Here is a 26572-nt window from a genome sequence, read left to right as displayed (position 1 = left end):
CACCGGGTGGATCTTCGTAGGTGCGGTCATGGCGGATGTCCTTTGAGGTTGCGATGGTTTCTCACAATGGATTGCCGGGCGGTTTGCGGTTGCGGTCGTTTACGACGCTAGGGCGCCCGCACACGGTTGCGACTCCGGTGACATGTTCGTGCGCGTGGTGCACATCTGCGTGCACTGGATGCGCATCGAGACGGCCGGTCAGCCAAGGGCACTAGAGCCTCCCGAAAGCGGTGTGCTGTCAGCAGGCAACAACGCGCCTTACGAGGAGATCTTCGAGGGTATTGCCACCAACACGCGCGCTGATTCCCAGAGGAACAGACGCATAGACGTAACAGCTGGCTCGGAAGGCGCACTGTTTGCATAGCATTTCACCATCTGCTCAAAGTGACATACCCTACGCAATCCGGCCATGGGCGTTCCCCAACACCGATGACAAGCGCTGGCGCTTCCGCGACCGTGGCGCTGGCGCGTTGCAGATACGGCGCGAGCCTCCGTGCCTACCGCTGATATCGAACCGACAGCGTTCCGCTAAACATCGGTTAATACGTCTTCCAAGCTGACTTCGCCCTTCAGCCATCGCCGCAGCGACGCCTTGCGAACTTTGCCCATGCCGTTGCGAGGGAGCGCGTCGACACACACCAGCCGGGTTGGCATGTACCAGTACGTCATACCCAGCCCGCCGAGGTACTCGCGCAGTTCTTCCAAAATCACCTGGTGCGTGCCGGCGGGAACAACCACCGCGCAAGCCAGCTCGCCGCCTTGCCCGTCCGGATAGCCCACCAGGGCCACGTCCTGAACGCCTGGATGACGCAGCAATTCGGATTCGACGTCGTTCACCGGAATCATGAACGCCCCGCCGATCCTGTCACCGGCACGACCCATCAGCCGAATCCCGTCGAGGCCATCCGGAACTGCCAAGTCACCGGTCTCGTACCAGCCGTCGTCGAACTCGGAAGTCACCACCACGTCACCGGTGTCGCGCCCCACCGTCGCGACACACACGCCACCGCTTCGTATGAAGAGTTTGCCCGGATTTTCGCGGTTGATCTCGTCGTCCGATCGCAGATCCAGTTCCACTGACCGCAACGGACTGCCGTCGCTGTGAGCGGCCCAGTCCGGCGGATGGTCGGTACGGGTCGCCGTCCCAATCCCGACTTCTGTCATCGCCCAGAGCGTCTGCAGTGGCGTGCCGAACACCTTTTGGACGTCGGCTACCAGTGGCGCAGGCACCGTGGTGGCACCGGTCACCATCGTGCGCAGGGGTGGAAGATCGTTCGGACCTGTTCGCTCTCCGGTGGCTGTGAGCAGGTCGTAGATGAACACCGGCGCCGCCATCATTCGACTGGTGCGACTCTCGACCATGACCTGCAGACCCCGCGCCCCCGACCAGGAGTCAAGCAGAACGATCGAGGCGCCCGTGGTCAAGGCCGTGTGGGCCAACAAGTGGCCCGCGAGGTGCATGAGTGCGTGTGGGCAGAAGACGACATCCGACTGCTCGAAACGCAGCGCCTCGCACAGGCCGGCGAACGAGGTGTAAACGGTGTTATGGGTGTGCAGTGCCGCTTTGGGTTCTCCAGTAGTACCTGAAGTAAAGATGACCATCGAAACCGCGTCCGGATCGTCCCTCACATCGTCGAGCGCCACCGAATGACGCTGCTCCCAGGCGGTCTCCTCGAACATCGAGGCGAACTCGATATCACCGTCCCGGGCTTGCCCGATCACTACCCGATGCCGCAATTTCGGCAATCGAGACGCTATGTCGCGCAATGCATCTGCGTGGTCGAATCCCGCCCATCGGTCCACGGTGATGCAGACGTGCGCCTCCACGCGCCGGAGCATTCGCTCCAGTTCACGCGGTCTAATCGTGGTCATGGTCGGTGCGACGATGGCTCCCAACCGTGCCACCGCCTGGTAAAGCACCAAAGCCTGCCAGCAATTCGGCAACTGAATTGCCACCACATGCCCCTGCCGCACTCCAAGTTCGTACAGTGCACCCGAAAAGCGCTCGACGAGGGACGCATAACCACGATAGTCGATCAGCACCGGTGCACCGGAGGCCCCGAACGCGCTGATTGCCAACGCCTGCGGACTCTCATCCCGCCACCGGCGTAAATCACCGATCGGCCCAACGCCGCGCCACACCCCTGCGGCGCGGTACTCTTTCGCCCTCGACTCGGGCGGACGAATCATCAAGTACGACACCATAACTCCCTAAAGTTGATCGAATAATCCAGCACGCCAACACTCTCGCGCACCATCGGACCGGCTCGCGGGCCTCGCAACTATCCCGCTCAGTCGCGTCCAGCTTCGATGATCTTGTCAGTCAATAGGTTTGGATTGGTAAAGATGAGTTCATGGCTGCCCGGCATTTGCACCAGCCGGTACAGCCCGAGCCGGGACGACATCCTGGGATGCCACCCCCATTCGCCTGGCGGGAGCGCGATGTCGTCGGTTCCGTTGAGATAGCTCCGTGGCGTGTCCAATTCGTAGAATTTCCGCAGATCCAGCGGCTCGGCCATCTGCGGGTACGGTTCCGGCGACAACTGCGCATACGCCGCCGTGGCGACGTCCAAATCGGCGTCGTTGATGAACGTCTCGCGAAAAATCGAGAATGGCAGCATCACGGTGTTGTCCGACGAGGCCTCCGCGAGCTGTTGAAACGACGCGCGAAAGTGCGGCGGCGCCACGTCAAGTATGCACTCCCCGTCGTTGAGGATGAATGCGTTCCAGAAGACAAGCCGCCGAACACGTTCGGGAATGGCCTCGACGACTTTGCAAACGATGCTGCCGCCGAAGCTATGGCCAACCAACACGATGTCGGTGAGATCGCGGCTGACGATGAAGTCCACGATCGACTGGGTCGCCTGGGCGTGGCTAACGTGTTTGCAGACGCCCTTGCCGTGTCCCGCAACGGTTGGCCCAAAAGCAGTGTGACCGCGGTCTTGCAGGCGGCTGATCACTGGGTTCCAGACGGATCCGTCGTGCCATGCGGCATGAACTAGGACGAAGGTTGACATGGTTTGGTCGTCTCCTTGGTGGGCTTCACTCACGGCAGAATGCCGATGCGTACTCTGCGAGCTGTCTGACTTGGGCAGTGGGAGCGGGTGAGTTCAAAGCGAGTACACCCGGCATCGCGTTGCGTGCGAATCGGGTAATCAACGCCGGGACCGCATTGGGCGCTTCGAACGTCACGACCCCATGCTCGGAGATTACGGCCGCACCGTGAAGTCCTAACTTAGAACTCCACGGGTGCGTACGATGCTGCACAATTGATGACATGGCCACCTATCGTCAGTACTGCCCCGTCGCAACGGCGTCGGAGATCCTCGCCGAGAGGTGGAATCCGTTGATCGTGCGCAACATGATGTTTGGCGCCGACACCTTCTCGGCGATCGCCAACGGAGTGCCGTCGATGTCTCGCTCAATGTTGATGAAGCGCCTCGACGAACTGCAGCGTGCGGGAATCATCGAAGCCCAGCCCAAACCCGTTGGCCGTGGGCACACCTACCGACTTACCGACGCCGGCGCCGACCTCGCCGGGGTGATTAGGGCTCTGGGAACGTGGGGCGAACGGTGGACGGACGTCACCGCGGAGCAATCCGATCCCGCCTACGCACTGTGGGCTTGGTGCCAGGTACAGCTCGACCGATCTAACCTGCCAGAAGGCCGAACAGTAATCGCCTTCACCTTTCCCGAAGAGCGTCCCAGCAAGCGGCGGTTCTGGATATTGATCGAGCACGGAGATGCCGAGATGTGCGCCTCCGATCCCGGCGGCCAGGTTGACGTCACCGTTGAGGCCAGCTCACGGGCGTTTGTCGACTGGCACCGGGGTGCCCGTACGTGGCGCGACGTGCTTCGCACCGGCGAAATCACAGTCGGGGGTCCGCAGAGGCTGCGCCGGGCACTTCCGACCTGGAACCTGCACGTACCCAACCCCGCCAAAGCGATGTAGCACATTGCGCTCGCCTTGCTTCGCGCTTTGACTGCGCCGAGGCTCGGTCGCCGTGGCTCTTGCTGTCAAGGTGATGCCCGCGCTGCCACGGGACCGAATGTGCTTCGGCGCCGAGGCGCAGCTCGCTGAGAGTTCTCTCAGCATCGGTGGGCGACACCGGGTTCTGTCAACAGACCGTGAGTTGAGTGTGAGGGTCAATCCGGATGCCCGGAGCACACATGAACCATCTCGTTGTTCTGGGGACTGGTGTGATCGGAGCGATGGGGTTGTCGGCGGCGCTACTGTGTGCCGGGGCGGCCGCCGCCGCTGACTACGACGGCCAGGCATACGGCGAAGCAGCCGCAGCGATCGAAGAGTCCGGCGGGACACCCGTCATCGCGACGCGAGTTGGCGGCCAATTGCCCCAGGAACATTGCATCGTCCGCCCTCCACTGTTCGATACCCCTTGCCCACCCTCAAATACTTAAATATGCACGGCTGCCGGCTCGCCGTGTGATCTAATCGCCCTGTGTCCCAAGCATTTTCACATGCCTACAAGGCCATGCTCTCACCGTCGCGCCACCATCGGACCTTGGGTCGCGGACTTACTACCCCGCTTTGTTGAAGCTTCCTGAAAACTGACCCTTTGCGGTAGAGGTGGGTTCCAGTAGTCGATGCAACACTCGCTAACTCTGTGAAGGTGGCGCGGTGTCGTCTCGTCGTGTTCGTAAGGGTCCTGGGCGTCGTCGACCCTCATCGAGTCGACGGTTCGCTGCGCCTCGACCCGGAAGCCGTTCGCGAGTCCGGTGAGCACCAGCGTCATCGCGAACACCAGCCCCGTGCTGATGACCGCGATGACAAGGCGCCGCCTTCGCCATTGCATGTCGCGAAGGGCCGCGAACAGCATGGTCAGACGCTACCGCCGTCCGCCCTTTCTGGGCAGGGTCAATTTTCAGCGCGTGGCTATCGCTTCGGCCACCTGGTCGGCGGCGAAGATCGCGGCGGTGCAGCGCATAGAACACCCGGAGGCCGGCCGCCCGCGCGGCATCGAGGACCTGGCGCATGCGCGGCACGCAGTGGGTCGACGACGACCAGGCCGGTGAGGTCGCTTTGGTACGTCACGGGCGTCATGGTCGCACGGTGTCGTCCTGCTGTGGTGCCGCGGGTTTGGTGGGCCACAGCGCCATGCGATCAAGGAGCCGGTCGCGCAGGCCGAGCGTGTGAAAAAGCACCGCGCAGACGTGCGCGGTGAACGTCAGGAAAAGCAGGAAGGCAAAGACGTTGTGGGCCTGCCGCAGCGCCCCGTACACATCGATGTTGTGCGGGGCGATGCCGGGCAGGTGAACGGCCCCCGCCAGGATGACCGGGAACCGCGCCGCCGACAGCATGGCCCACCCGATCAGGGGCTGGATGAGCAACAAGGCGTAAAGCAGGTACTCCGACCAGGTCGCGACGCGGCGTTCGGCGGGGCCCATCGTGGCCAGGAACGGGGGCAGCCGGTGGGTGAGCCGATTCGCCAGGCGCACCACCGCGAACACCAGGATCAGAATGCCCAACGGCCGGTGGATGGCCAGCAGCAGCGGGTAGTAGGTCAATGACGCGATCATGATCACCCCGATGAGCAGCTGCGCGATGACCATAGGCGCCATCAGCCAGTGCAGGATCCGGGATGGCAGGGCGAAACGCGCTGGGGCCGTGGCGGTTTCGTGTGTCTCGCTGGTCATGGCCGCACCTTCGCAACGTTGACTTCGCTGGGCGACTTGGGCTCCTCGGCGCGACGCGTGAAGGAGCGCGCGTAGACCGCCGACCTCGCCGCGGGTAAGGGATCGTCGGACGGCGTGATGCCGTCGGGCAGAACCAGTGGGTCGAAGTTGATGTCGCGCGCGTTGCCGGCTTCCTCGGTCTGCACTGCGGTGATGGTGATGGTGCCGGCGTCGATGGACCTCCGCGACGATGGCCACGGTTTGGTGGCATCGTGGGTGGGGTCGCCCGGCTCGCCCACCGTGAGAACCAGCCGCCACTGGAGCGGCCGCTGGGCCAGCGTGCGGATGAGGTCGTCGAAGAGAAAGTCCTTGCCGTGCGACGGCCCCGCAGCAACGGCCCCGCCGGTGTTCTGGGGAACCACGGACCAGCGCACGGGCACGGTGGTGCCGGCGCTGTTGGTGAACCAGAAGGCGTTCAGCCCGTAAAACGTGCTGTCGGCAAACCCCGCACTGGGCGGAGACTGCTTGATGATCTTCATCGCCGCGGCGGTCTCGGGATGGCGATCGAGGAACGCGGCCATCTTCTGGGGGTCGGCCTTGCCCGTTTCCGGCAGCGGTTTGGACGCGAGCAGCCGCTCGTAAAACCCCTCCGGCGTGCTGTCCGTGAAGACCGGAACGTTGACCATCGCGGTGCGCCACTGCTGGCCGTCGGGCGCCTGGAACAACAGGCCCAGGCCGCGAACCGTCTCGGGCTTGTCGGCCTGATCCGGCAGGCCGCCGCCCAGCGAAAACCGGCCGACGACCGGGACGGTGCCCGCCTGGAAGACTGTCGCCCGGCAGATGGCCGCGCCCGCGCCGGCGCTCGCGAACGATCCTGTGGCGCTGAGTCCCTTGGCGTGATTTCGCCGGAAACCGTCATGGCGGCCGTAGATGTGTTCGAAGCGATCGGCGAACCGCGGCGGGGTGAGCGGGCTGCCGGGCCGCAGCCAGCCGCCCGCATAGGCGAACCCACCGACGTCCACCGCGGCAAAACCGGCGACCGCGCCCATGCCAAGCAACGCGCCCCGCCGCGTCAGCGTGACGCGGCGGGGATGCGGGGGCTTGGTTTCGCCTGGTTTGTCGTCGTGTTGGCCATCCTGATCAACGGGCTCCATGCCCACCGTCCTCTCCCACATCTGGGGGCCAAGCGGCGCAGCCTGATAACGAACTCGGCGGACGCAATTCACCCACGGGTCGGTGGCGTACGCAACTCTTGCGGCGACCCTCGCTCACGACCCAACTACGTGGCGTCGCGCGAATTGGTTCAGTCGGATTCCGGTCCGCGGACGCGACACCGCCTGAATCGGGCGAACCAGCCGGCCCCACTGCTGGACGTGCCGGTTTCCGCGTGACCTACCATCTACTAAACACGCGTGGCTGGCCGCTTGGCCCAGCGGCGGATAATCGATGGAGTGTTCGACTCTACGAAGCGCCTTCCGTGGGTTGAAGCAACAGCCCCGGCTTTACGAGTGGCTGTTGATATGTCGGTGTCCGACAAGTGATGAATGTGAGTGAGCATGGTCGAACAATCCGGCGACACAGTCGACCCGACGGCCTTCGAGGTGGGCAAACGCCAGATCGACGAGGCGGTCGTGCTCAGCGTTTCGGGTGAAGTGGACATGCTCAGCGCGCCGCAGCTTGCCGAGGCGATTCACACAGCATCGGCCGACGGGCCCGCGGCACTGATCGTCGATCTGTCCAAGGTCGATTTTCTCGCCTCGGCGGGGATGACCGTCTTGGTGACCGCGCAGGCCGAGGTCACGCCGCCCACTCGATTCGCGGTGGTCGCCAACGGCCCCGCCACCAGCAGGCCGATCAAGCTCATGGGTTTGGACAGCATCCTGTCGATTCACAGCACGCTCGATGACGCGCTGAGCGGTATCGCCGAGGGGTGAAGGCGTTTGCGATGGCCGCGTGACCTAGGTTGCGTGCGCCAGCACCTGCTGGATGCGTTCTTCGCGCGGCAGCACCGGCCCATCGTCGAGGGGTTCGTCGACACCCAGCTCGGTGAGCCCGACCTTCGTCATCAGCGACGTGCCGTAGGAGGCGAGGACGAGCTTCTGATCGTCGCTGTGGCCGTCTTCGACGAGCATCGCGCCGATCAGGCAGATGACGGCCATCTTGTAGGCGTTGAACGCGCGATACCACGAGCGGTTCTCGACCTTGATGCCACTGACCGCCTCGTAGTGCGCGAGCAGCGCGTCGATGGTCAGTGCCGCGGGATGGCTATTGATCCCGACGGGCTGCATCCACAGCATCTCCAGCCATCCGATGTCGGTCAGCGGATCGCCGACGGTCGCCATCTCCCAGTCGAAGACCGCGCTGACCTCGCCGCCGGTGAAGGCGAAGTTGCCCGGTTTGGCATCGCCGTGCACCAGGGTGACCTTCGGGCACGGCTTCGGTTTGCCGCCATGCAGCTCCTGCTGGAGCCGCTCCAGCGCGGGTAGCTGATCCCGCTTGACCCGGTTCATCTCCGCGGCCCAGTGGCCGAGTTCACGGTCGAGGTGGTCGCTCCCGTCGTCGAGTGTGTCCAGGCCCGTTTGGGTGAGGTCGACGGTGTGGATCGCCGCGAGTTGTTCGACGAGACTCCGACACATCCGCGCCACCGTCTGGTCGCCGATGCCGGCCGGCGATTCCATTTCGTAGACCGTGCCGGCGGCGCGTTCCATCACGAAGAAGGGCCTTCCGAGCACGTCGCCGGTTTCCTCGAGCCACAGCGCCCGGGGAACGCGGACCGCGGTGTCCGCCAGTGCCCGCAGGATCCTGAACTGACGCGCCAGGTTGTAGGGCTCCAGTAGCGCGGGCGGCTTCGGGCGCTGACGCAGCACCACGTCTTGTTTCGTCGCCTGATCACCGCGCCGCGTGATGACGCTCAACATCAGCATCTCGGCCGAATGCCCGAAGCTCACCCGGTCGAGGCCCTCGATGTGGACGTCGTCGGCGTCGGACAGCCGGGTGCGCAGCCAGGCGGTCAAACGCGGCCCGAGGTCGGCGCCCAACGTCATCGACGAACCCCTTCGCTGTCCGCGCGCAGGCGATCGACCGGGGTCTTGTCCTGGGTGAACGCCGACATGTCCATCGCCGCCCAATTGGGGTAGCGGCGGTAACCCTGACCGCCCATCAGCAATTCGAAAACTCCCCAGCCGCGGTGGCCGTCATGCTCGAATCGCATCAGCTGGTCGAGCGCCATCGATTTGCTCTCGGTCTCGGCCAACTGACCGGAATCCATGCTGTCCCAACGAAAGTGGATGAAGTAGCCGCCCCCGCCCAGATCCTCGTATTGGCAGTGCGCCATGGGCAGCCCGTAGTACGCGTTGACCTGCTGGTGCGGGGCATCGGCGGTGACGCGATAGAGCTTGCCGTCCTCGTCGGTGAAGACCAGCACCGCGCGAGCGGGCCGCTTGCGGTCCCCGTCGAATTCGACATCGTGCTCTATCTTCACGAATCGGCGCGACAGTGTGCCGTCCGACCGAGTGATTCCACCGTCGACGTATCGCACTGTGCCATCGGATGATTCGATGATCCACGCCTCGATGGCATGGTCGTCGAAACCGGCGTCGAGCCACAACCAGAAGTCGATCTTGTCCGAGACGCGCACGCCGAAAGTGCGGTCGCGCCCGCCGTGGAATCCGTCGACGGCGACGCGCTCTCCGTCGATCTTCACCCAGCCGCTCCATCGCCCGGGTTCCTTCATGTGGTACATGTCGGCCAGTAGTTGGCCGCCCTCACCGCGCACCTTCATGGGCAGCAGCTCCCACATCGGTGCGGTGGGTTGGTAGTGGAGCTCCCACTCGATTCCGGACTCGTTGGGTTCGACGTCGAGTCTCCACTTCTTGAGCGGCTCGACGCAGGTCCAGCGCATGGGGCCGGCGCAGAGTTCGTCGCGGTCGCCCCCGGTGACGGGCCGGCCCGACAAGAGATCCCAGTGCCGGCCGTCGGCGAGGCTGACCTTGACATAGCCCAGCCCGCTGGCGGTGTTGGCGTTGTTGCCGTAGCCGCTTGCCAACAACATGGTGCCGTCCGGCGACGCGGCGAAGAAGTAGCACCGGTCCGACCACGTCGGGTCGGGATTGTGGACCCGGTCGAAGGTTGTCGGAAGCTGGTGGGTAAACGACTCATCGGCGGCAGAGTAACCCATCATCGCCCCCTCTCGCTGCGAACCTGCTTCGACCCCAACGCTTTCCGGCGATTCCTGTCCTGACCGCGGTCCCCTCGGGCGTCAGATAACGAAGCACCGCAACGCGGCCCGTAACATCGGCGCCATGGAACCGAGCCGGTGGTGGGGCGCCGACCGCGCGATCCTTGACGACGAGGAAGCGCGCCGACGCATCCTGGACGCCGCCGGTCGCTGCATCGTGCGCCGGGGAAACACACAGTTCCGGATGGGCGAAGTGGCCGACGAGGCCGGGGTGTCGCGGTCGACGGTGTATCGGTACTTCCCGGGCCGCGACGACGTCCTGCTTGGTCTTGTACTGATGCGTATCGACCACGCGCTCGCCGAACTGGTGCGCTCGCTGCCCGCCCCGGACGACCCCGTGCGGTCGGTGCCCCAAATGATCCTCGCGCGCGTCGAGTCGGTGGACGGCAACCCGCTGAACAAGGCGCTGTTCGCCGCCGAGAGCACCGCCATGGGCACAGCACTGGAGCGGGGTTCGGAACCATTCGTGGAACTGCTGTTGCGGCACTATGAGCCGTTGCTGAACCGGTGGAAGCGGGCCGGACGTCTTTACGACGACCTCGATTTTCGGTCGGTCGTCCAGTGGTTGCACACGGCGACCTTGTTTTTGCTGGCGCCCTCGTGGCGGTACCGCCCGGTGGCCGACAAACGCGAATTCGTCGGGCAATTTGTGGTGCGGGCCCTGGTGCCACAGATCAGACAATAACTGCCTATTGTCTGATGTCCAGACGTTGAGTTATTTTTGTCTGACGCTGCCTGCGCGGATGGAGCGGCCCAGGCCGCGGCTAGGGAATTCCCGACCAGGATGGATTCGATATGAATAACCCTGTGGGACAGGCCTTCTCGCTTATCGGCTTGGCTGGGCACCTGGCCCGGGGCGTCGGCCGGGTGACCACCGACGCGGTGGTGGGCGGCCGACTGGGGCTGCCCCGCAGTGTGGAAGACATCGACGCTGCCGTCCTCTCCCGGATCATGGGGACGGCCGTCAGATCGGTCCGTGTCCTTGGCAGTGACGCGGGGACGTCGTCGCGGGCCCGGCTGGTGCTGACCGGAAAAGACGTACCGGAGTCGGTGTTCGTCAAGCTTGCGGCAAAGACCGCGGCCACCCGTCTGATGGGTGAACTCGGCCGGCTCGGAGACACCGAGGTGCGCTTCTACGACCAACTCGCCCCGCAGGTCAATGGCGTCCCGTGGTGCTACGGTGCGGCATTCGAACCGTGGACGGGCCGCTACCTGCTGGTGCTGGAAGACCTCCCGGCCGAGTCGTGCGAGTTTCCCAACACCCTGCGCCCGCTTTCCCCCGACCAGGCCAGCCTCATCCTCGAGGTGCTGGCCGACCTGCACGCCACCTTCTGGGATCGGCTGCCCCGCGACGGGCGGGGGCCGCTGGGCTGGCTCTACACGCCGTCTGGGGACGTCACCTCTCTGTTGACCGGCTCGCTGATGCACGCCTCGATCAACCGCCTCGCCGAGCGCACCCGCAACACCGTCCCCATCGAAAAGGGCCGCTTTATCGCCGACAACTACCGTGCCGTCGCCGCGCTGATCGACACACCCCCTCACACGGTCATGCACGGCGACGCCCATCCGGGAAACATGTACTTCTACGGCGGCAAGGCCGGGCTGCTGGACTGGCAGGCGGTGCGGCGCGGACACCCGTCACGCGAACTGGCGTACACGTTGATCACCAGCCTGACGCCGGAAGACCGCCGGGCGACTCAGCGCGACCTGCTCGACGACTACCGGCGCGCGCTGTCCGCCGCCGGCGGCCCCGACCTGGCCCGCGACGACCTGTGGCTGCGCTACCGGCAGGGCGCGCTGTACGGATATGTCGCGCCCCTGATCACCGCGGGGATGGGCGGAATGCAGGACGAAGGCATCGCCATGGAAGGCCTGCGCCGTGGTGTCGCGGCGCTCGACGACCTGGACACCATCGCGGCACTGAAGAGGTCCCTGTAGCCACCGAAATTCGGCCGAAGGTATTGCCATGGCCGCCGCAAGAGTTACGCTACTACGCGTAGCGTAATGCGGTGCGTCGGCGGCAAGGAGAGTTTCATGTTCGACCTCAAGATCATCGGTGGCACCGTCGTCGACGGGACGGGCGCGGAGCGCTATCGCGCCGACATCGGCATCAAGGACGGCAAGATCGTCGACATCGCCCGCCTTCCGGACCACCAGGGTGGCGGCGACCTGGAGACACGGGGTGAGGCAGCCGAAACTATCGATGCCACAGGCCAGGTGGTGGCGCCCGGCTTCGTCGACATCCACACCCACTACGACGGCCAGGTGAGCTGGGACGGCCTGCTCGAGCCGTCCAGCGGGCACGGGGTGACCACCATCGTGACCGGCAACTGCGGCGTCGGCTTCGCCCCGGTGCGGCCCGGGACCGAGGAATGGCTGATCGAATTGATGGAGGGCGTCGAGGACATCCCCGGCACCGCGCTCACCGAGGGCATCACCTGGGGCTGGGAGACCTACCCCGAATACCTCGACGCGATCGGCAAGCACAGATTCGCGGTCGACGTGGGCAGCCAGGTCGCCCACGGCGCCATCCGCGCCTACGCGATGGGCGAGCGCGGGGCCCGCAACCAGCCGGCGACGCCCGACGACATCGAGGCGATGGGCCGGCTGGTCACCGAGGCTATTGAGGCCGGGGCGCTGGGCTTTTCGACGTCGCGCACGATGGGACACCGCGCGATGGACGGCGAGCCGGTGCCCGGCACGTTCGCGGCCGAGGACGAGCTGTTCGGGCTCGGCCGGGCCATGGCCGCCGGCGGCCAGGCGGTGTTCGAGCTGGCCCCGCAGGGGGCCGCGGGCGAGGACATCATCGGCCCGAAGAAGGAGCTGGACTGGATGCGCCGGCTGAGCGGCGAAATCGACCGGCCGGTGTCGTTCGCGCTTATCCAGGTCGACGCCGACCCCAACCTGTGGCGCGAGATGATGGACCTCTCCGCGGAGGCGCACGCCGCGGGCAGCCGGTTGTACCCACAGGTCGCGGCCCGGCCGTTCGGCATGATGATCGGATTCCAGGGCCATCACGGCTTCAGCCACCGGCCCACCTACCGACGGTTGCAGGCCGAGTGCGGCCGCGACGAGCTGGCGGTGCGCCTGGCGGACCCGGCGGTGAAGGCGGCGATCCTGTCCGAGGAGGACCTGCCCGTCGACCCGACGCTGCTGTTCGACGGGATGTTCGCCTTGGTGCAGCATTCCTTGCACCGTCTGTACGCGCTCGGCAACCCCCCCGACTACGAGCCCACCCCGGACCGCACGGTCGCCGCGATCGCCAAAGAGCGGGGCGAGGACCCGCTGGCGACCCTGTACGACCTGATGCTCGAGCGGAACACGACCGCCATGCTGATGCTGCCGCTGTACAACTACGCCGACGGCAACTGCGACGCGATCCGCGAAATGCTGATGCACCCAGCCGGCGTCCTGGGCCTCTCCGACGGCGGCGCCCACTGCGGAATGATTTGTGACGCTTCCTATCCCACCTTCCTGCTGACGCATTGGGCGCGCGACCGTAAGCGGGGCGAGAAATTGTCGCTGGAATACGTGATTCGCAAGCAATCCCGTGACACCGCCCACCTGTTCGGTCTCACCGACCGGGGCACCCTCGAGGTCGGAAAGAAGGCCGACATCAACGTGATCGACATGGACGCCCTGCGGTTGCACTCCGCGACGATGGCCTTCGACCTGCCGGCCGGCGGACGCCGCATTTTGCAGGGCGCGAGCGGCTACGCGGCCACCATCGTCAGCGGAACCGTGACCCGCCGCGACGACGTCGACACCGGAGCCCGGCCCGGTCGGCTGGTGCGCGGGGCGCGCTAAGGCACCGGGCATGAACGCGCCCGTCGGCAACCCGGTCCGCATCCGCGACGAGGACGCGATCGGCACCCCTCCCGCCGCACCCACTCTGGTGCCGGCCGAACGCTATTACTCCCCGGCGTTCGCTCAACTCGAGATGGAACGAATGTGGCCGAGGGTGTGGCAGCTCGCCTGCATGGTCGACCACGTCGCCGAACCCGGCGACTATTTCGAGTACCGCTGCGGCTCGCACGGGGTGCTGATCGTCCGCGGGGATGACGGCGTGCTGCGCGCATTCCAGAACGCCTGCCGGCATCGGGGCAACTCGGTGTGCGTGGGCTCGGGTTCGGGGCTGCGCGAACTCAAGTGCGGCTACCACGGCTGGACCTGGGACCTGGCCGGCGCGCTCAGGCGCGTGCCCGACCGCAAGGGCTTCGGCTCGCTGCGCATGTCCGACTATCCGCTGGTTCCAGTCCGGGTCGACGCCTGGGAGGGGCTGGTCTTCGTCAACCTCGACGTCGACGCGATGCCGCTGCTGCGGTACCTGGAGGCGGTGCCCGACGACATCGCCTGGTGCCGGTTGGGTGACTTCCGCTGTTACGCCACGCTCACCGTCGAGGTGGAGGCCAACTGGAAGACGATCGCCGACGGCTACAGCGAGACCTACCACATTCAGACGCTGCACCCCGAGTTGCTGCGCTGCGTCGACGACATCCATGCGCCGCAACAGATCTGGGGTCACACGGGCAAGTCCGACCAGCCCTACGGCGTGCAGAGCCCGCGCTTTGACGGCGCGCTGAGCGACGAAGAGGTCTGGGACGCCTACGTCTACACGCAGGGCGCGCTGATGGGTGCGCCCGAAGGCACCCCGTTCCCCGCCGACGAGCGCCGGCCCGGGCAAACAGTTCAGGATTTGATCGCGGACCGCACGCGCGAATTCGCGGCCAGCCGCGGGGTGGACCTCGGTTGGGCCGACACCGACCGGATCACCCGGCTGCACCAGTACAACGTGTTTCCGAACATGACGTTTCTGGCCAACGCCGACCACCTGACGATTATGTGCTCGCGTCCCGGCCAGGACCCCGATCACGGCGAGATGGTCATTTTCTTGATGACGCGCATGGCGCCCGGCGCGTCGCGCAACAAGCCGACCGATGTGCGCACGACGGCCGGACAAGCCGAGCCGGGCCTGGTACTCACCCAGGACATCCAGCTGCTGGCCGGCCTGCAGCGCGGCCTGCACCAACCCGGCTTCACCCACTTGGTGCTCTCCAGCGAGGAGAGACGCGTGATCAACATGCATCGCAACCTCGAGCGCTTCCTCAATCTTTCTGACGGCTCGCCCGAAGGCGAGCGGATGAGCGGCGGCACGACCGACCAAACCGCGCCAACATAATCTGCTCAGACCCTCTGAAACTGGGCCGAAGCGAACTAAGATCCCGCATGTGAGCCCGTCCAACCCGTGGGGCGACGAACGACGGCAACTCTCGCATCAGGTGCAGATGCGATGTCACGCGCTTGGCCGAATGCGGGCGCGGAGGCTCTGTCACCGCTTTCAACGGGTCGGTGTCCACACCGCCCCCGAGCGGCTGCGACAGATGGCGGCGGGCGCTCCCGTCGCGTACGACGAAGTGACGGATGTCAACTTTGCGTTGATCGCGATTCAGCTGAACCATGAGGCGCGCGCCGCCAAGTACAAGCGCCTGAAGCGCCGCGGCACCCGCTCGCTGATCTTCGCGGGCTTGATTCTCGTCGTCTTGAACTTTCTTTTCTGTGTCGCCTACGTCCTGCTGAACTTGGCGCAGCAGGGCGCGCCGATGTGATGACCGGCGTCAGCTCCCGGCACGCAGGTTGTGCCTGACCTGGTTGAACGGGACGCCGCGATCCGCGGCGTATTCGCGGGGGAAACCCAGGACGCGTTCGCCGATCACGCTGCGAGCCATCTCATCGCTGCCGCCGCCCAGCGCGACGGTTTGGCGGGACAGGTAGCGCTCCCCCACCTTGAGTTGGTGGTGGTCGTCGTCGATGACGCCGCTGGCGCCGGTGATCTCCATCGCCGTGTCCACCTCGAGGAACGTGACGTCGGAGTGAAACAGCCGAATGATGGATCCCGCCGCCGGAGGTAGCGAGCCGTTCCGCATGGCGGCGGACACGTGGTCGACGAGTCGGTCACGCACCATTCGGCGCGCGAACACCCGCCCGATCTTGTCTTGCGTGGCCGGGTCGTCGGCCTGGCCGGCGGCTTCGGCGAGCGCGAAGAAGTCGATCAGCGCGTCCTCGGAGCGTTCGCGACCCTTCCCGCTGGCGTATTCCGATCCGTGCCCCACCGCGCGTCGCTCGTGATACAGCAGCCGCGACGCCACCTCCCAGCCATTGTTGACGTCCCCGACAACGGCATCAGCGCCCAGCCTCAGTCCGTCGAAGAATTCCTCGCAGAACTCCGTCGACCCGTCGACCTGCTGAATGCGGCGCAGGGTGACACCGGGGGCGTAGATGGGCGCCAGGAACATCGTCAGGCCCTCGTGCTTGGGCACCGTCCAGTCGGTGCGAGCCAGCAGCAGGCCGTAGTCGGCGGCGAAGGCGCTGGTGCTCCAGGTCTTGGCGCCGTTGATGACCCACGTGTCGCCATCTCGGTCGGCGCGGGTGATCAACCCGGCCAGGTCCGAGCCGCCGCTAGGTTCCGAGAGGAGTTGGACCAGCACCTCCTCACCGCGCAGAGCCGCCGAGATATGTTGCCGTTTCTGCGCTTCCGTGCCGGTGTCGAGTAGGGTCGCGCAGCAAATAGTGAAGGTGGGGATGTTGAGGATCAACGGCATCTCGTAGCCAACGGTCTCGGCATCGAAGGCTTTTTGATAGGCGGCGTCCAGGCCCAACCCACCGTAGTCCCTGGGAAAGCAAATCCCGGCGAATCCCCCCGCGTAGAGCCGCTTTTGCAGTTCACGGGCGCGCTGCCAGGCTGCCTCGTCGCCGCGGTCGCCTAACGGTGGCCGGGCCGGATCGACCTGCGGCATGTTTTCGGCAAGCCACGCGCGCGCCCGCGCCGCGAATGCGTCGACCGATTCGTTCATGCCACGGACCGTGCGCTTCGCAGCCACGTGTAGATGACCCAGTGGTGTTCGGCAGGTGTGCCAAACATCGAGCGGTACAAGGTGATTCGACGCAGGAAGAGATGCAGGTCGTGCTCCCAGGTCACGCCGATGCCGCCATGGAGCTGGACGCATTCGTGAGCGAGCGTGGTGGCGTGTTCGCCGATGTAGGACTTGGCGGCGCTCACCGTCAGCTGCGCATCGGGCCTGCGTGCGGCGACGTCCGTGACCGCGGCGTAGGTGATGCCGCGGCTGGCCTCCAGCCACATCTTCATGTCCGCGAGACGGTGTTTGAGGGCCTGATACGACGCCAGCGGGCGGCCGAAGCTGTGCCGGTCCAGCGCCCATCGGATGGTCATGGCCAGGACGGTGTCGAGAATCCCGACAAGTTCGGCGCACTGTAGCGCCACGGCGATCTGCGCCTGACGATCGATGAGCGCCGGCGTCTGTGCCGGTGACCCGACCGTCGCGCTGGCGTCGACGTCGACCCCGTCGAAACACACTCGCGCGTAACGCTTTACCAGGTCCAGGGATCGTTGCGCCGTGACGGTCACCCCGGGGGCGTCGGCGGGAACCAGGAACTGACGCGGGCCGTCCTGGCCGCGTGCCACCACCAGCAACAGCTCGGCCTCAGCGCCCGCCTCGACGCGGTCCTTCACGCCATCGATGCGATAGCCGGCGGCCGTGGATGTGGCGGTGACGGTCGGCTGCTGCGGGGCGAAGGGCCGGTGGGGTTCGTCGACCGCCCATGCCGCCACCGCCGCGCCCGACATCAGGGATTCGATCGTTCCCGCGTGCTGGTCGCGGTTGTCGGCCTCGGCCAGGCCGGCCACCACGACGCTGACCGGGTGCAGCGGCCCGGGAGCCACGGTGTGGCCGAGGTTTTCGGCGATCAGCGCCAGGTCTTTCAGACCGTCGCCGGAAATGCTGCCGCCACCGAGCTCTTCGGGCACCAGCAGGCTGACCCAGCCCAGCTCGGCCGCGCGAACCCACCACGCCGGGTCGAAGGACAAGCCCGCGGCATGGAGGGCGCGCACCTGACGCAGCGACGCATATTTGTCCAGGAATGCGCGCGCGGTCGATACGAACAACTCGCTTTCCGGCGAGTTGGCGTCAGCCATGATGGCCCTCATCCTCGATTTCGAACGTGTTGACGGCCATCGCCAGCAAGCCGTAGCCACCCACGGTGAACACCAGATCCATGCGTTGGCGCTCGTCGAAGTGCCGGCCAAGCTCAGCCCACGTCGCATCGGAAATCGCGCCGTGCTCATGGAGTTCATCGACCGCACGGACTACCACGCGGTCCGGATCGTGGCGCACCTCGTCGCACCGAATCGCCTCGATCTCGGCCGCGCTCAACCCCGCCCGCCGCGCGATCGGGACGTGGTGTGACCAAAGGTACGCGCAGCCGCGCCGGTGCACGACCCGCAACAGCGCAACCTCACGCGGCCGCACCGGCAGCGTCGAATCCCGCAGCAGGTGGGCGTTGAACCGCAGATAGGCGCGGGTCAACCGGGGATGACGCACCATGGTCGCCAGCACATTGCCGGCGTCGCGCGCATTGGCGCGCTCCGGCGGCAACAGGGCCGCCACGGCAGCGCGGGTCTCGTCGCCCCATTCCTCGTCGGGCAGCGGCGTGAGCCGCATGTGTTGCTCCTCGCGTTGGCGGTCTACTCGATCGGTTCGTTTCCCAGCACGGTGGTGCGCAGCATCTCCCGCGCAGAGTCGGGATCATAGGGCGCCGCCCGGTGCAGCACGCCCTGGTTGTCCCAGATGACGGTGTCGCCGACCGACCAGTTGTGGCGGTAGATCTTGTCGGGACTGGTTGCGCGGTCCAGCAATTCGTTCAGCAGCGCCCGGCCGTCGTCGATGTCCATGCCGACGATGTAGTCCGCGGATGCGCCAAGCACAAGCGACTTGCGGCCGCTGCGGTGCGTCCACACAAGCGGGTGTTCGTGAGTGCGCCGTTGCCGCCAGCGCTGCACCTGCTCGGGGGTGGGGTCTGGTGTGATGCGGCGCTGTGAGGCCTCCAGCGAATGCACCACTCGCAGCGCGCCGAACCGGCGCTTCTCCTCGTCGGTCAATTCTTCGTAGGCCGCATAGGAATTGGCGAATTCGGTTTCGCCGCCGCGCTCTGCGACCGCAACGGCCGATAAGACGGTGGCTTTCTGTGGGCACTCATCATCGATGGGCGTGCAGCCGTCGATGTGCCAGTCGAAAGTGGCCCTCAGATATGCCGCCGAGGAGTTCTTCGACGTGTCCAAAGTGATCGGGTAGATGCCAGGCACCGGATGATGGCCGTCGGAGGAGTGGTCCACTTCGCCGAGCCGGCGACAGAACTCCACCTGCGCTTCCGGCTCCAGGCCCAGCCCGCGGAAGACCAATACGCCGTTGTCCTCCAACGCCTCCATCACGGCGCCGCCAAGCCATTCATCGAAGGCCAGCCGGCCGGCGTCGACGCCCAGGACTTCGGCACCAACCGAGGAGGTGAGTTTGTTGATGGTGAGCAGACTCATCGCCTGTCCTTTCCGAGGAGGTTTACGGCGCCGGTTCGCCGATGCGATCGAGGATGGCGTCGGCGGAGTCGGTGGGTTTCGTCTGGCCGAAGATTTCGACCGCCATCGCGACCATCACCAACGAGTAGACGAGGTGCAGCAGGTGCACCGCGTCCTCGGGCATGTCGTCGAGGGTGAACTTGTCGCAGTAGTCGATGGCCTCCTCCAGCCGAGGGAAGAAGGCGTCGTAGAACCCGCGCAGGTCGGCCATACTGCTGGCCATGCGCTGGTTCCAGCGTTCGGCTTCCGTTGCCAGACACCAGGTTTGGGCGAATTCTTCCAGCTCGGCGAACGCGCTGGGCAGCAGGGCTTCTTTCCTTCCTAAAGCCATGGCTCACACCCCTACCGGCTGCTGTTGCGCCTCGCGCTGGTATCGCTCGACCCAGTCGACGACCTCTTTGTGCAAATGGCGCACCAGGATCTCCTGGTCGCTGAGCGGGAAATCGTCGACGATGCCCGTTTCCAGCGCCGCCTGGGTGCCGCCGAGCATCCCGGCGTCCTGCAGGGCGAACTCCTTGAGCACCACCGCGGCCACCTCATGCTCGATGCGTTCGCGCACGGTGCGGGCCGGATGAAAGGCGGTGTAGGCCTCGAATCGGTGCGTGTTGTGCGACGTCGGCCAGTACCGGTACAGCAGGTACCAGCCGCCGTAGATGAGGATCTCCAGGTTCGGGAAGATCTGGAAATTGCTGATGCCCCAGGGATCTATGCCGCCCGGGTTGAGTCCGGCCGGCAATTTACCGATGTCGGGAGTGCGCCACGGCCCGACAAGCCCGCTCCGCGTTGCCCTTTCGATCGGGTACATGTATTCCGGTGCCAGCAGCCAACGGCGGGTCCCCGCGGTCGACACCACGCGGTGCGGGCCGTCGATCTGGAAGTGCGCGCACTCGAACCCGGCGTTGGGGTCGCGCACCGCCGAGGGGACCTGCTGGGGATGCAGCGACGGCACGTGGTAGTACTCCTGGAACGCGTCGGCGAAGATCTTCCAGTTGCTGTTGTTGTGCGCCAGGAAGTCGTAGCGTTCGGTGAGCTTGCCGAACGGATAGTCGTCGAGGCCGGTGATCATCGGTCCCAGGAACTCACGCAGGCTCTGGCGCGGCGGCTCATCGAAGTTGATGAACACGAATCCATTCCACACATCGCAGTGCACCGGGCGCAGGCCGTACTCGGCGGTGTCGAGGTCGAAGAACTCCGAGGGTTGCTGCACAAAGGTCAGCGCGCCGTCGAGATCGTAGCGCCAGCCGTGGTACTTGCACGTGAACTGCCGGCACACACCTTTGGTTTCCTCGCCGGGAAAGTCATTCCACACCAGCTTGTTACCGCGATGGCGGCAGATGTTGTGAAACGCCCGGATCACCTCGTCCTTGCCTTTGACGAGGATCACCGACGCGGGCACGGCCTCGACCTCTTTGGTGAGGTAGCTGCCCACCCGGGGAAGCTCCTCCGCACGGGCCACGTTGAGCCAGGCCCGTTTGAAGATCGCCTCGCGCTCGAGCCGGTAGAACTCCGGCGACGTCGAGTCCCGGAAGGAGATCGGGCCGGTACCCAGTTCCGGGTAGTGCTCGGTCCAGCTGCCCTCCGCCGGCTTAGGCCATCGACCCATCAGAACCTGCCTCTCTCGAACGTATCCCGTGGCTTTTCACGGGTTTCCGTCCCGCTCACATCACCGCTCCGCCGTTGACGCCGAGCACCTGGCCGGTGATGAAGCCCGCCTCTTCGGAGCACAAAAAGCCCACCGCCGCCGCGATGTCAGCACCGGTGCCGAGGTGGCCCACGGGGATCCGGCTGGCCAGCGCGTCGTTGGACGGCAGGTGCCCCTGGTCCTGTGACTGGTGTTGCATCGGGGTTTCGATGCCCGACGGGGGGATGTTGTTAACCGTGATTCCCATCGGCGCGTACTCGTTGGCCAGGGATTTGGTCAGCGTGATCACCGCACCCTTGGACGCCGCGTAGTGCGCCATGCGCGGGGATCCGCGTTGGGCGCTCGACGACGAAATCATCACGATGCGGCCCCATTTGGCGTCGATCATGTCGGGCAGTGCCACCTGGCAGCAGTGGAAGGTGCCGGTGAGGTTGACATCGATGATGCGCGACCAGGATTCCGGGGTGATGTCGAGGAACCGGTCGAAGCCGACCATCCCGGCGCTGGTCACCAGGATACTCACCGGTCCCAGCTCTCTTCGCACCTTGGCGAAGGCCTCCTCGACCGCCGGGCGGTTGGTGACGTCGGCGGCCACGCCGAACGCCTCGACCCCCTCGGCGCGCAGTTCCTCCGAAACTCGTTGCGCCGCTGCGCCGTTGATGTCGAGCACGGCCACCTTGTGTCCGCGCCGGCCCAGCTCGCGCGACGTGGCCTCCCCCATGCCCGACGCGCCGCCCGTCACCACCGCCACCCTCACAACTGACCGTCCTGTCACTCGTAGACCACCGTGATCGATTCACTAGTCGGCAACGACTGACAGGTCAAGACCCAACCTTCGGCGACCTCCTCCTCGGTGAGCGCATCGTTGTTGATCATTCGCGCGCTGCCCTCGGTCAGCTTGGCCATACACGTTCCGCAGTTGCCGACTTCACACGAAGACGGCGCAGCCAGGCCCGCCATGCGCGCGGTTTGCAGCAGTGTGTCGCCATCTCGATAGGCGACGGTGATGGTCCGGCGGTCGAGTTGAATCGTCACCTTCTCCGTCGTCGCCGGGTCGGCGTCGCCCCCCGCACTCGTTGGTTCCATCCCGGCAAGAGTATCAAGTACTTGTTATGAACATCAAGTACTTGACATGTCGCATACCTTCCTCGACCGCCGTCTTACCGTTACCTTAAGCTACTCTTACTTTTCTTATTTTTGGTGTACGGTCGCTCGTCATGGGTTCGAGACACTACTTCCCGACGAGAGGTCAACAAGGTGCGCAACATTGAAGACGGCGACGGCCTCGAGTCGCGGCGCGAGCGACCGCCGCGACTGTTGCCGATCTCCGACGCGGCGGCGGCATACGGCCTCGTCTACCGACGCGTCGACGCGCTGATCCGCGGCCGTGCTGAAGTCGCCGAGCTGACGGTGCCGGCCTGTCCGGCCTGGACCATTCGCCAGACCGTTGCGCACCTAGCCGGGGTCGCGCAGGACATCGTTGCGCTCAACATGGAGAGGAAGGGGGCCGACTTCTGGACCCAGGCGCAGGTCGAGCGCCTCGGCGAGCACGGCATCGACGAGTTACTCGACCTCTGGGGGCAGCTGATCGACCCGGTGACGGCCATACTCCCTCTGGCCCCCCAAGCATCCACATGCCAGCTTGTGTTCGACACCCTCACCCATGAGCACGACATTCGCGGAGCACTGAATGAACCAGGCTCCCGCACCGGCGATCTCGTGTACGAGGTCGCTTTGGGATTCGTGACGACGACGGGCGATCAATTCACCCCGCAAGCGGGACTACCGGCGCTCCGGTTGGTCACCCCCACAATCGGATCCGTACAGCTCGGCGACCCGCAATCCACGCGAGGGCAAGTCGCCCTGAGCGTCTCTGATTTCGAGGCGCTGCGCGCATTCGGCGGACGACGCAGTGTCCGTCAACTGTTAGCGCTGCCCTGGCATGGAGATCCGGCAGACCTACTGCCCGCCTTCACACACCTGCTGCCGGCCTTCAGCAACGACGGTATCCGGCCGCCAGCCGACGACCTCGTCGAATGATCGGAAGGCAAATCGCCGAAATGCGCAGCGGCGCAGGCCAAAATGGCGGACGCTTCCGCCACGGCGCTCACGCAATCCGGCAGTTAGCGAGTTCCGTTCACGTTCTGCCGATTGCAAGCTGCTTAGCAAGCGCTTCGTGGCTCGGCCTTAACCGGTGTTGACCCTTGCGGGTCCGAGGTTTACGGGTAGGTGTTTTATGCCGTGCAGCAGGGTGCTTTTGTTCGGAGTTGGTTCGCCGGCGAGGGCTAGCCGGGGGAAGCGTTCGAAGAGTGTCTGGAGGCCGATGTGCAGTTCCATGCGGGCCAACGGCGCGCCGAGGCAGACATGGATACCGGTGCCAAAGCTGATGTGGTCGCGGGCGTTGGCACGGGTGGTGTCGAATTCGTCGGGGCGTTCGAAGATGGCCGGATCGCGATTGGCGCCGCCGATGAGAACGAAGATGGCCGAGCCTTCCCGCACGGTGTGGCCGTCGATTTGATGCGTTTCGGTGGCCACCCTGATCCCGATTTGCGACACGGAGTCGTAGCGCAGCGTCTCTTCGACCGCGTTGGGCCAGCCCTCGGGATGTGTTTGGAGGTGGGCCAGTTGGTCGGGGTGACCGACGAGCGCCACGACTGCGTTACCGAATGCGAGGGCGGTGGTGGTGAACCCGGCACCGAACAGTAGTCCCGCGAACATCCTCACCTCGGTGTCGGTGAGATCGCTGTCTTGTAGGACGGCAGACAAGATGCTGTTGCCGGCGCCGCCGCGACGGAGGCGCTCGATATGGGTGGCGATGTAGCTTTCGAATTCGCGCAAGGCCGACGTGGCGGTTTGGAAGTCGCGCCAGGACGGGGCCGTGGTGGTGAGAAGTTTGGTAGCGGGATCGGCGAATGCGTAGAGGTACGGTGTCTCGTCGCGCGGAATTCCCAACATCTCGGCGATGATTTCGATGGGGATTTGAGACGCGTAGGTGGCCGCCAAGTCGCAGTGAGTGTCGTTCTCGAGATCGTCGAGCAAGCTGTCGGCGACCTCCCGGATGCGGTGACGAAGCCCATCGATCGCTCGTGGCGTAAATACCCGGGACACGAGGCGTCGCAACCGCGGATGCTCGGGGGGATCGACGACGAGCAGTGACGGCGGTTCCACGGGATTCAGCACGCGGGGATTGGTTTTCGCGAGCATCCGCTGAACGACGCGAAACGGCGACCGGTCGCGCGGTTTAGCGGTCCGGAACCTGCCATCGCGTAGTACGTCGCGGATGATCCGCGCGTCGGCGGTGACCCAGCCGTTGCCGACCACCGGTGACATACGCCCGCGTTGGCGTATCTCCTCAACAAGGCGAGATGCGTTCCCAGGCTGGCTGCTACCGATCAACAGCCGGGCAAAAGGATCTCCGCGGCGAGCGAGCACTCGCAGCGTCGCACGGGGCAGTCCGTAACCCATCAGCCAATGCGACCGGGTCTTGATGTCCGCCTTCATGTTGCTCACCCTTGCGTATCGACTACCGACGAGGCTAGCGGTGAACGAGCAGCTATACCCGCCAATCGTTCAGTGAGCAGGGAACCTGTTGGCCGACCGCCGACTAATCTTCGGTGTGATCGGTGAACAGGGCGTGGCCCGTCCCCTTTTCGACGACCCGAGCCAGCAGGTCGTGCAGTAGCTGCTGCTCGTCGCTACTCAGCACACCGAACACGCTTTCGTGAGCGGCCAGTGCGTCCGCCAGAACGGCCGAGGTCACGGCTCGTCCCTCGTCGGTGAGGTAGGCCTGCATGATCCGCCCGTGTTGGGGATCCTGCTTGCGCTCCACCAGACCGCGGCGCTCGAGCGCGGTCAGGGCCAGCTGGGCGCCTTGCGGGGTGATCAACAATCGTCGGGCCAACTCGGCGCCCGACAAGCCGGGTTCGTTGGCCAGTTGACGCATCAGGCCGATCTGGGCGGTCGTCACGCCGTGGCCACTGATCGCCTCGTTCACGGTCGTCAGCGAAAAGTGAAACGCCTGCTTGAGCAGCCACAGGATCTTGTCAGAGAGTTCCATACTCTTCTCCGGGATCGTTTCGGTAGACGCGCCCATCTTTCATGACGAAGCGGACGTCGAGGGTGCTCGCGATGTCGCGTGACGGATCCCCGGGCACCGCAATGACATCCGCGAGATAACCGGCGGCCAGGCGGCCCAGCTCGTGGTCGGCCTCGATGAGTTGGGCGCTGGTCACCGTCGCCGCGCGGATCGCCTGCATAGCCGTCATGCCCCGTTCCACCAGCGCGCACAGCTCCTTTGCGTTCTGACCGTGCGGCACCGCGGGCGCGTCGGTGCCGCAGGCGACGCGCACGCCGGCGGCAATCGCCTTGGGCAACATCGCCTTTGCCCGGGGGAATACCTCGTTGGCTTTCTTGCGCAACTCGGGCGCGATCCGGTCGACAGCCATGGCGTCGGTCAGATACGTCGTCGACACCAGGAAGGTGCCGTGGTCGACCATCATCTGGATCGTCTCGTCGGTGGCCAGGAAGCCGTGTTCGATGCAGTCAATCCCGGCCCTGATGCACGCGCGGATGGCGCCGTCGCCGATCGCGTGGGCCGCGACCCGGATGCCGGCCCGGTGTGCCTCGTCGGCGATGGCGGCGAACTCCTCATCGGAGTACTGCTGGGCCCCCGGCGCCGTGCTGTGCGACATCACGCCGCCAGAAGCCGATACCTTGATCACCTTGGCGCCGTGACGAATCTGGTAGCGCACGCACGCGCGGACCTCGGGAACCCCGTTCGCGATGCCTTCCGCCACGCTCAGCGGCATGATGCCCGGAGCCAGCCGCTGGAATACCGTCGGGTCCAGGTGTCCACCGTAGGGGGTGACGGCGTGGCCGGCGGGCACGATCCGCGGCCCCGTGTGCCAGCCCTGGTCGATGGAACGCTGTAACGCCACGTCCAGCAAGTAGCCGCCGGTCTTGACCATCAGGCCGAGATTGCGCACCGTTGTGAATCCGGCATCCAGGGTGGTGCGGGCGTTGACGGCGCCGCGCAAAGTGCGGTACACGGGGTCGTCCTGCACCCCGTGCATCGGGTTCGGCAGGCCTTCCGGTCCACCGGGACCGCCGATCAGCAGGTTGAGCTCCATGTCCATCAGGCCCGGCAGCAGGGTGACGTCGCCCAGGTCGATCTCTGTTGCCGAAGGAGGCGGTGGCTCAACGGGATTGATGGCGACGATGCGATCGCCCTCGATCACCAGGACGGCCGGCGAGCGGACCTGGCCGGCGTCGACGTCCGCCCAGCGGTCGGCCCGCAGGATGGTGGTCACGGCACGGGTTCGGAGACGCAGTCCAGGCTGGAGGCGCCCGAGTCGGGCACTCGCGGCTGTTTCCAGCATTCCACCGGGAACGACACCATGATCATCGAATACAGCAGGTGCATCAGATTGATGACGTCTTCGGGCAGGTCCTCGAGTGGGAACTTGTCGCAGTACGCGATGGCTTCTTCGGCCCTGGGCGTGATGGCGTCGTAGAAGGCTTGCATCTCGGCCATGGAACTGTTCAGCCTCTTGTGATAGCGCTGTGGCTCGCTATCGAGGCACCAGTCCGAAAATGGTTCCAGATCGGCGAATTCGGTTGGCAGCTTTGCGGTCAC

General features: G+C 65.5%; 26 protein-coding genes and 2 pseudogenes. 9 read left to right on the top strand and 19 right to left on the bottom strand.

Annotation, left to right across the window (positions count from 1 at the left end):
• Positions 1 to 528: 528 nt before the first annotated feature.
• The gene (locus A5764_RS06375; protein WP_197501221.1) at positions 529 to 2202 is read right to left on the bottom strand and encodes an AMP-binding protein; all 1674 of its coding nucleotides are present in this window, start codon (positions 2200 to 2202) and stop codon (positions 529 to 531) included.
• 89 nt (positions 2203 to 2291) lie between these two features.
• Entirely contained in the window at positions 2292 to 3017 is a 726-nt protein-coding gene (locus A5764_RS06370) for an alpha/beta fold hydrolase (protein ID WP_067110288.1), read from the bottom strand.
• Positions 3018 to 3277: 260 nt separating this feature from the next.
• Between A5764_RS06370 and A5764_RS06365 the strand changes: the two genes are divergently transcribed.
• Positions 3278 to 3952 (top strand): helix-turn-helix domain-containing protein, encoded by a 675-nt coding sequence (locus A5764_RS06365; protein WP_067110198.1) that lies wholly within the window; start codon positions 3278 to 3280, stop codon positions 3950 to 3952.
• A gap of 724 nt (positions 3953 to 4676) precedes the next feature.
• On the opposite strand, the pseudogene A5764_RS27245 reads toward A5764_RS06365, so the two are convergent.
• A pseudogene (locus A5764_RS27245) lies at positions 4677 to 4838 on the bottom strand (glutamine ABC transporter permease); the annotation flags it as partial.
• Between the two features lie 52 nt (positions 4839 to 4890).
• Here A5764_RS27245 and A5764_RS28765 point away from each other — a divergent pair.
• Complete coding sequence (locus A5764_RS28765; protein WP_197501220.1) at positions 4891 to 5034, top strand: hypothetical protein; 144 nt, start codon at positions 4891 to 4893, stop codon at positions 5032 to 5034.
• A 24-nt stretch (positions 5035 to 5058) separates the two neighbouring features.
• On the opposite strand, the gene A5764_RS06355 is transcribed toward A5764_RS28765, so the two are convergent.
• Together A5764_RS06355 and A5764_RS06350 are read right to left on the bottom strand one after the other, a co-directional pair.
• Positions 5059 to 5655 carry a cytochrome b gene (locus A5764_RS06355; RefSeq protein WP_067110192.1) on the bottom strand — a complete coding sequence of 199 codons (597 nt, stop codon included), beginning with the start codon at positions 5653 to 5655 and terminating at the stop codon, positions 5059 to 5061.
• A complete protein-coding gene (locus A5764_RS06350; RefSeq protein ID WP_304441316.1) occupies positions 5652 to 6788 on the bottom strand; it encodes a catalase family peroxidase in 1137 nt (378 codons plus the stop codon). Before A5764_RS06350 ends, A5764_RS06355 begins: the two co-directional genes overlap by 4 nt.
• 402 nt (positions 6789 to 7190) lie before the next feature.
• Here A5764_RS06350 and A5764_RS06345 point away from each other — a divergent pair, with 402 nt between their 5' ends.
• The gene (locus A5764_RS06345) at positions 7191 to 7568 is read left to right on the top strand and encodes an STAS domain-containing protein (protein WP_067110282.1); all 378 of its coding nucleotides are present in this window, start codon (positions 7191 to 7193) and stop codon (positions 7566 to 7568) included.
• A 24-nt stretch (positions 7569 to 7592) separates the two neighbouring features.
• On the opposite strand, the gene A5764_RS06340 is transcribed toward A5764_RS06345, so the two are convergent.
• Positions 7593 to 8678 carry a phosphotransferase family protein gene (locus A5764_RS06340; RefSeq protein ID WP_067110189.1) on the bottom strand — a complete coding sequence of 362 codons (1086 nt, stop codon included), beginning with the start codon at positions 8676 to 8678 and terminating at the stop codon, positions 7593 to 7595.
• Complete coding sequence (locus A5764_RS06335) at positions 8675 to 9811, bottom strand: hypothetical protein (protein WP_197501219.1); 1137 nt, start codon at positions 9809 to 9811, stop codon at positions 8675 to 8677. Before A5764_RS06335 ends, A5764_RS06340 begins: the two co-directional genes overlap by 4 nt.
• 124 nt (positions 9812 to 9935) lie before the next feature.
• Between A5764_RS06335 and A5764_RS06330 the strand changes: the two genes are divergently transcribed.
• From A5764_RS06330 to A5764_RS06310, 5 genes are all read left to right on the top strand, one after another.
• Entirely contained in the window at positions 9936 to 10556 is a 621-nt protein-coding gene (locus A5764_RS06330; protein ID WP_067110184.1) for a TetR/AcrR family transcriptional regulator, read from the top strand.
• A 110-nt stretch (positions 10557 to 10666) separates the two neighbouring features.
• A complete protein-coding gene (locus A5764_RS06325) occupies positions 10667 to 11809 on the top strand; it encodes a phosphotransferase (protein ID WP_067110181.1) in 1143 nt (380 codons plus the stop codon).
• A 96-nt stretch (positions 11810 to 11905) separates the two neighbouring features.
• On the top strand, positions 11906 to 13678 hold the full coding sequence (locus A5764_RS06320; protein WP_067110279.1) for an amidohydrolase family protein: 1773 nt from the start codon (positions 11906 to 11908) through the stop codon (positions 13676 to 13678).
• 10 nt (positions 13679 to 13688) lie between these two features.
• On the top strand, positions 13689 to 15050 hold the full coding sequence (locus A5764_RS06315; protein ID WP_067110179.1) for an SRPBCC family protein: 1362 nt from the start codon (positions 13689 to 13691) through the stop codon (positions 15048 to 15050).
• 49 nt (positions 15051 to 15099) lie between these two features.
• Positions 15100 to 15477 (top strand): hypothetical protein, encoded by a 378-nt coding sequence (locus A5764_RS06310; RefSeq protein ID WP_231989626.1) that lies wholly within the window; start codon positions 15100 to 15102, stop codon positions 15475 to 15477.
• A gap of 9 nt (positions 15478 to 15486) precedes the next feature.
• Here A5764_RS06310 and A5764_RS06305 read toward each other — a convergent pair whose 3' ends face one another.
• From A5764_RS06305 to A5764_RS06270, 8 genes and pseudogenes are all read right to left on the bottom strand, one after another.
• Positions 15487 to 16722, bottom strand: a complete 1236-nt coding sequence (locus A5764_RS06305) for an acyl-CoA dehydrogenase family protein (RefSeq protein ID WP_067110173.1) — start codon at positions 16720 to 16722, stop codon at positions 15487 to 15489.
• Positions 16719 to 17861: an acyl-CoA dehydrogenase family protein gene (locus A5764_RS06300; RefSeq protein ID WP_067110170.1), complete on the bottom strand. Its 1143-nt coding sequence runs from the start codon at positions 17859 to 17861 to the stop codon at positions 16719 to 16721. Before A5764_RS06300 ends, A5764_RS06305 begins: the two co-directional genes overlap by 4 nt.
• A complete protein-coding gene (locus tag A5764_RS06295; RefSeq protein WP_067110167.1) occupies positions 17854 to 18387 on the bottom strand; it encodes a carboxymuconolactone decarboxylase family protein in 534 nt (177 codons plus the stop codon). Before A5764_RS06295 ends, A5764_RS06300 begins: the two co-directional genes overlap by 8 nt.
• Before the next feature lie 23 nt (positions 18388 to 18410).
• Complete coding sequence (locus tag A5764_RS06290; protein ID WP_067110164.1) at positions 18411 to 19256, bottom strand: TauD/TfdA family dioxygenase; 846 nt, start codon at positions 19254 to 19256, stop codon at positions 18411 to 18413.
• Positions 19257 to 19278: 22 nt separating this feature from the next.
• Entirely contained in the window at positions 19279 to 19626 is a 348-nt protein-coding gene (locus tag A5764_RS06285; protein WP_067110161.1) for a hypothetical protein, read from the bottom strand.
• A 3-nt stretch (positions 19627 to 19629) separates the two neighbouring features.
• Positions 19630 to 20898, bottom strand: coding sequence for an SRPBCC family protein (locus A5764_RS06280; RefSeq protein WP_067110158.1), 1269 nt, complete (start codon positions 20896 to 20898; stop codon positions 19630 to 19632).
• Between the two features lie 55 nt (positions 20899 to 20953).
• Positions 20954 to 21688: an SDR family NAD(P)-dependent oxidoreductase gene (locus tag A5764_RS06275; RefSeq protein ID WP_255361065.1), complete on the bottom strand. Its 735-nt coding sequence runs from the start codon at positions 21686 to 21688 to the stop codon at positions 20954 to 20956.
• A gap of 20 nt (positions 21689 to 21708) precedes the next feature.
• Positions 21709 to 21996: pseudogene (locus A5764_RS06270) on the bottom strand (2Fe-2S iron-sulfur cluster-binding protein); the annotation flags it as partial.
• Positions 21997 to 22194: 198 nt separating this feature from the next.
• Here A5764_RS06270 and A5764_RS06265 point away from each other — a divergent pair.
• A complete protein-coding gene (locus A5764_RS06265) occupies positions 22195 to 22977 on the top strand; it encodes a maleylpyruvate isomerase N-terminal domain-containing protein (protein WP_067110152.1) in 783 nt (260 codons plus the stop codon).
• A 147-nt stretch (positions 22978 to 23124) separates the two neighbouring features.
• Here the strand turns inward: A5764_RS06265 and A5764_RS06260 are convergent, their stop codons facing one another.
• From A5764_RS06260 to A5764_RS06245, 4 genes are all read right to left on the bottom strand, one after another.
• Positions 23125 to 24438 (bottom strand): cytochrome P450, encoded by a 1314-nt coding sequence (locus tag A5764_RS06260; protein WP_067110149.1) that lies wholly within the window; start codon positions 24436 to 24438, stop codon positions 23125 to 23127.
• 103 nt (positions 24439 to 24541) lie between these two features.
• Entirely contained in the window at positions 24542 to 24994 is a 453-nt protein-coding gene (locus A5764_RS06255) for a MarR family winged helix-turn-helix transcriptional regulator (RefSeq protein ID WP_067110146.1), read from the bottom strand.
• Positions 24981 to 26246: an amidohydrolase family protein gene (locus A5764_RS06250; RefSeq protein WP_067110143.1), complete on the bottom strand. Its 1266-nt coding sequence runs from the start codon at positions 26244 to 26246 to the stop codon at positions 24981 to 24983. The genes A5764_RS06255 and A5764_RS06250 overlap by 14 nt, the downstream gene beginning before the upstream one ends.
• Entirely contained in the window at positions 26243 to 26572 is a 330-nt protein-coding gene (locus A5764_RS06245) for a hypothetical protein (RefSeq protein ID WP_067110140.1), read from the bottom strand. Before A5764_RS06245 ends, A5764_RS06250 begins: the two co-directional genes overlap by 4 nt.

Origin of the sequence: Mycobacterium sp. 852002-51057_SCH5723018, from assembly GCF_001667035.1 — a bacterium.
Classification (GTDB): Bacteria; Actinomycetota; Actinomycetes; order Mycobacteriales; family Mycobacteriaceae; genus Mycobacterium.
This window is presented reverse-complemented; position numbering and strand designations above follow the sequence as displayed.

Coding starts and splice junctions, on each gene's coding strand:
- A5764_RS06255 (WP_067110146.1), bottom strand. CDS start 24,994: ATGGAACTCTCTGACAAGATCCTGTGGCTGCTCAAGCAGGCGTTTCAC.
- A5764_RS06335 (WP_197501219.1), bottom strand. CDS start 9,811: ATGGGTTACTCTGCCGCCGATGAGTCGTTTACCCACCAGCTTCCGACA.
- A5764_RS06345 (WP_067110282.1), top strand. CDS start 7,191: ATGGTCGAACAATCCGGCGACACAGTCGACCCGACGGCCTTCGAGGTG.
- A5764_RS06315 (WP_067110179.1), top strand. CDS start 13,689: ATGAACGCGCCCGTCGGCAACCCGGTCCGCATCCGCGACGAGGACGCG.
- A5764_RS06370 (WP_067110288.1), bottom strand. CDS start 3,017: ATGTCAACCTTCGTCCTAGTTCATGCCGCATGGCACGACGGATCCGTC.
- A5764_RS06350 (WP_304441316.1), bottom strand. CDS start 6,788: ATGGAGCCCGTTGATCAGGATGGCCAACACGACGACAAACCAGGCGAA.
- A5764_RS06330 (WP_067110184.1), top strand. CDS start 9,936: ATGGAACCGAGCCGGTGGTGGGGCGCCGACCGCGCGATCCTTGACGAC.
- A5764_RS06295 (WP_067110167.1), bottom strand. CDS start 18,387: ATGCGGCTCACGCCGCTGCCCGACGAGGAATGGGGCGACGAGACCCGC.
- A5764_RS06355 (WP_067110192.1), bottom strand. CDS start 5,655: ATGACCAGCGAGACACACGAAACCGCCACGGCCCCAGCGCGTTTCGCC.
- A5764_RS06305 (WP_067110173.1), bottom strand. CDS start 16,722: ATGAACGAATCGGTCGACGCATTCGCGGCGCGGGCGCGCGCGTGGCTT.
- A5764_RS06320 (WP_067110279.1), top strand. CDS start 11,906: ATGTTCGACCTCAAGATCATCGGTGGCACCGTCGTCGACGGGACGGGC.
- A5764_RS06340 (WP_067110189.1), bottom strand. CDS start 8,678: ATGACGTTGGGCGCCGACCTCGGGCCGCGTTTGACCGCCTGGCTGCGC.
- A5764_RS06300 (WP_067110170.1), bottom strand. CDS start 17,861: ATGGCTGACGCCAACTCGCCGGAAAGCGAGTTGTTCGTATCGACCGCG.
- A5764_RS06260 (WP_067110149.1), bottom strand. CDS start 24,438: ATGAAGGCGGACATCAAGACCCGGTCGCATTGGCTGATGGGTTACGGA.
- A5764_RS06365 (WP_067110198.1), top strand. CDS start 3,278: ATGGCCACCTATCGTCAGTACTGCCCCGTCGCAACGGCGTCGGAGATC.
- A5764_RS06280 (WP_067110158.1), bottom strand. CDS start 20,898: ATGGGTCGATGGCCTAAGCCGGCGGAGGGCAGCTGGACCGAGCACTAC.
- A5764_RS06325 (WP_067110181.1), top strand. CDS start 10,667: ATGAATAACCCTGTGGGACAGGCCTTCTCGCTTATCGGCTTGGCTGGG.
- A5764_RS06285 (WP_067110161.1), bottom strand. CDS start 19,626: ATGGCTTTAGGAAGGAAAGAAGCCCTGCTGCCCAGCGCGTTCGCCGAG.
- A5764_RS06290 (WP_067110164.1), bottom strand. CDS start 19,256: ATGAGTCTGCTCACCATCAACAAACTCACCTCCTCGGTTGGTGCCGAA.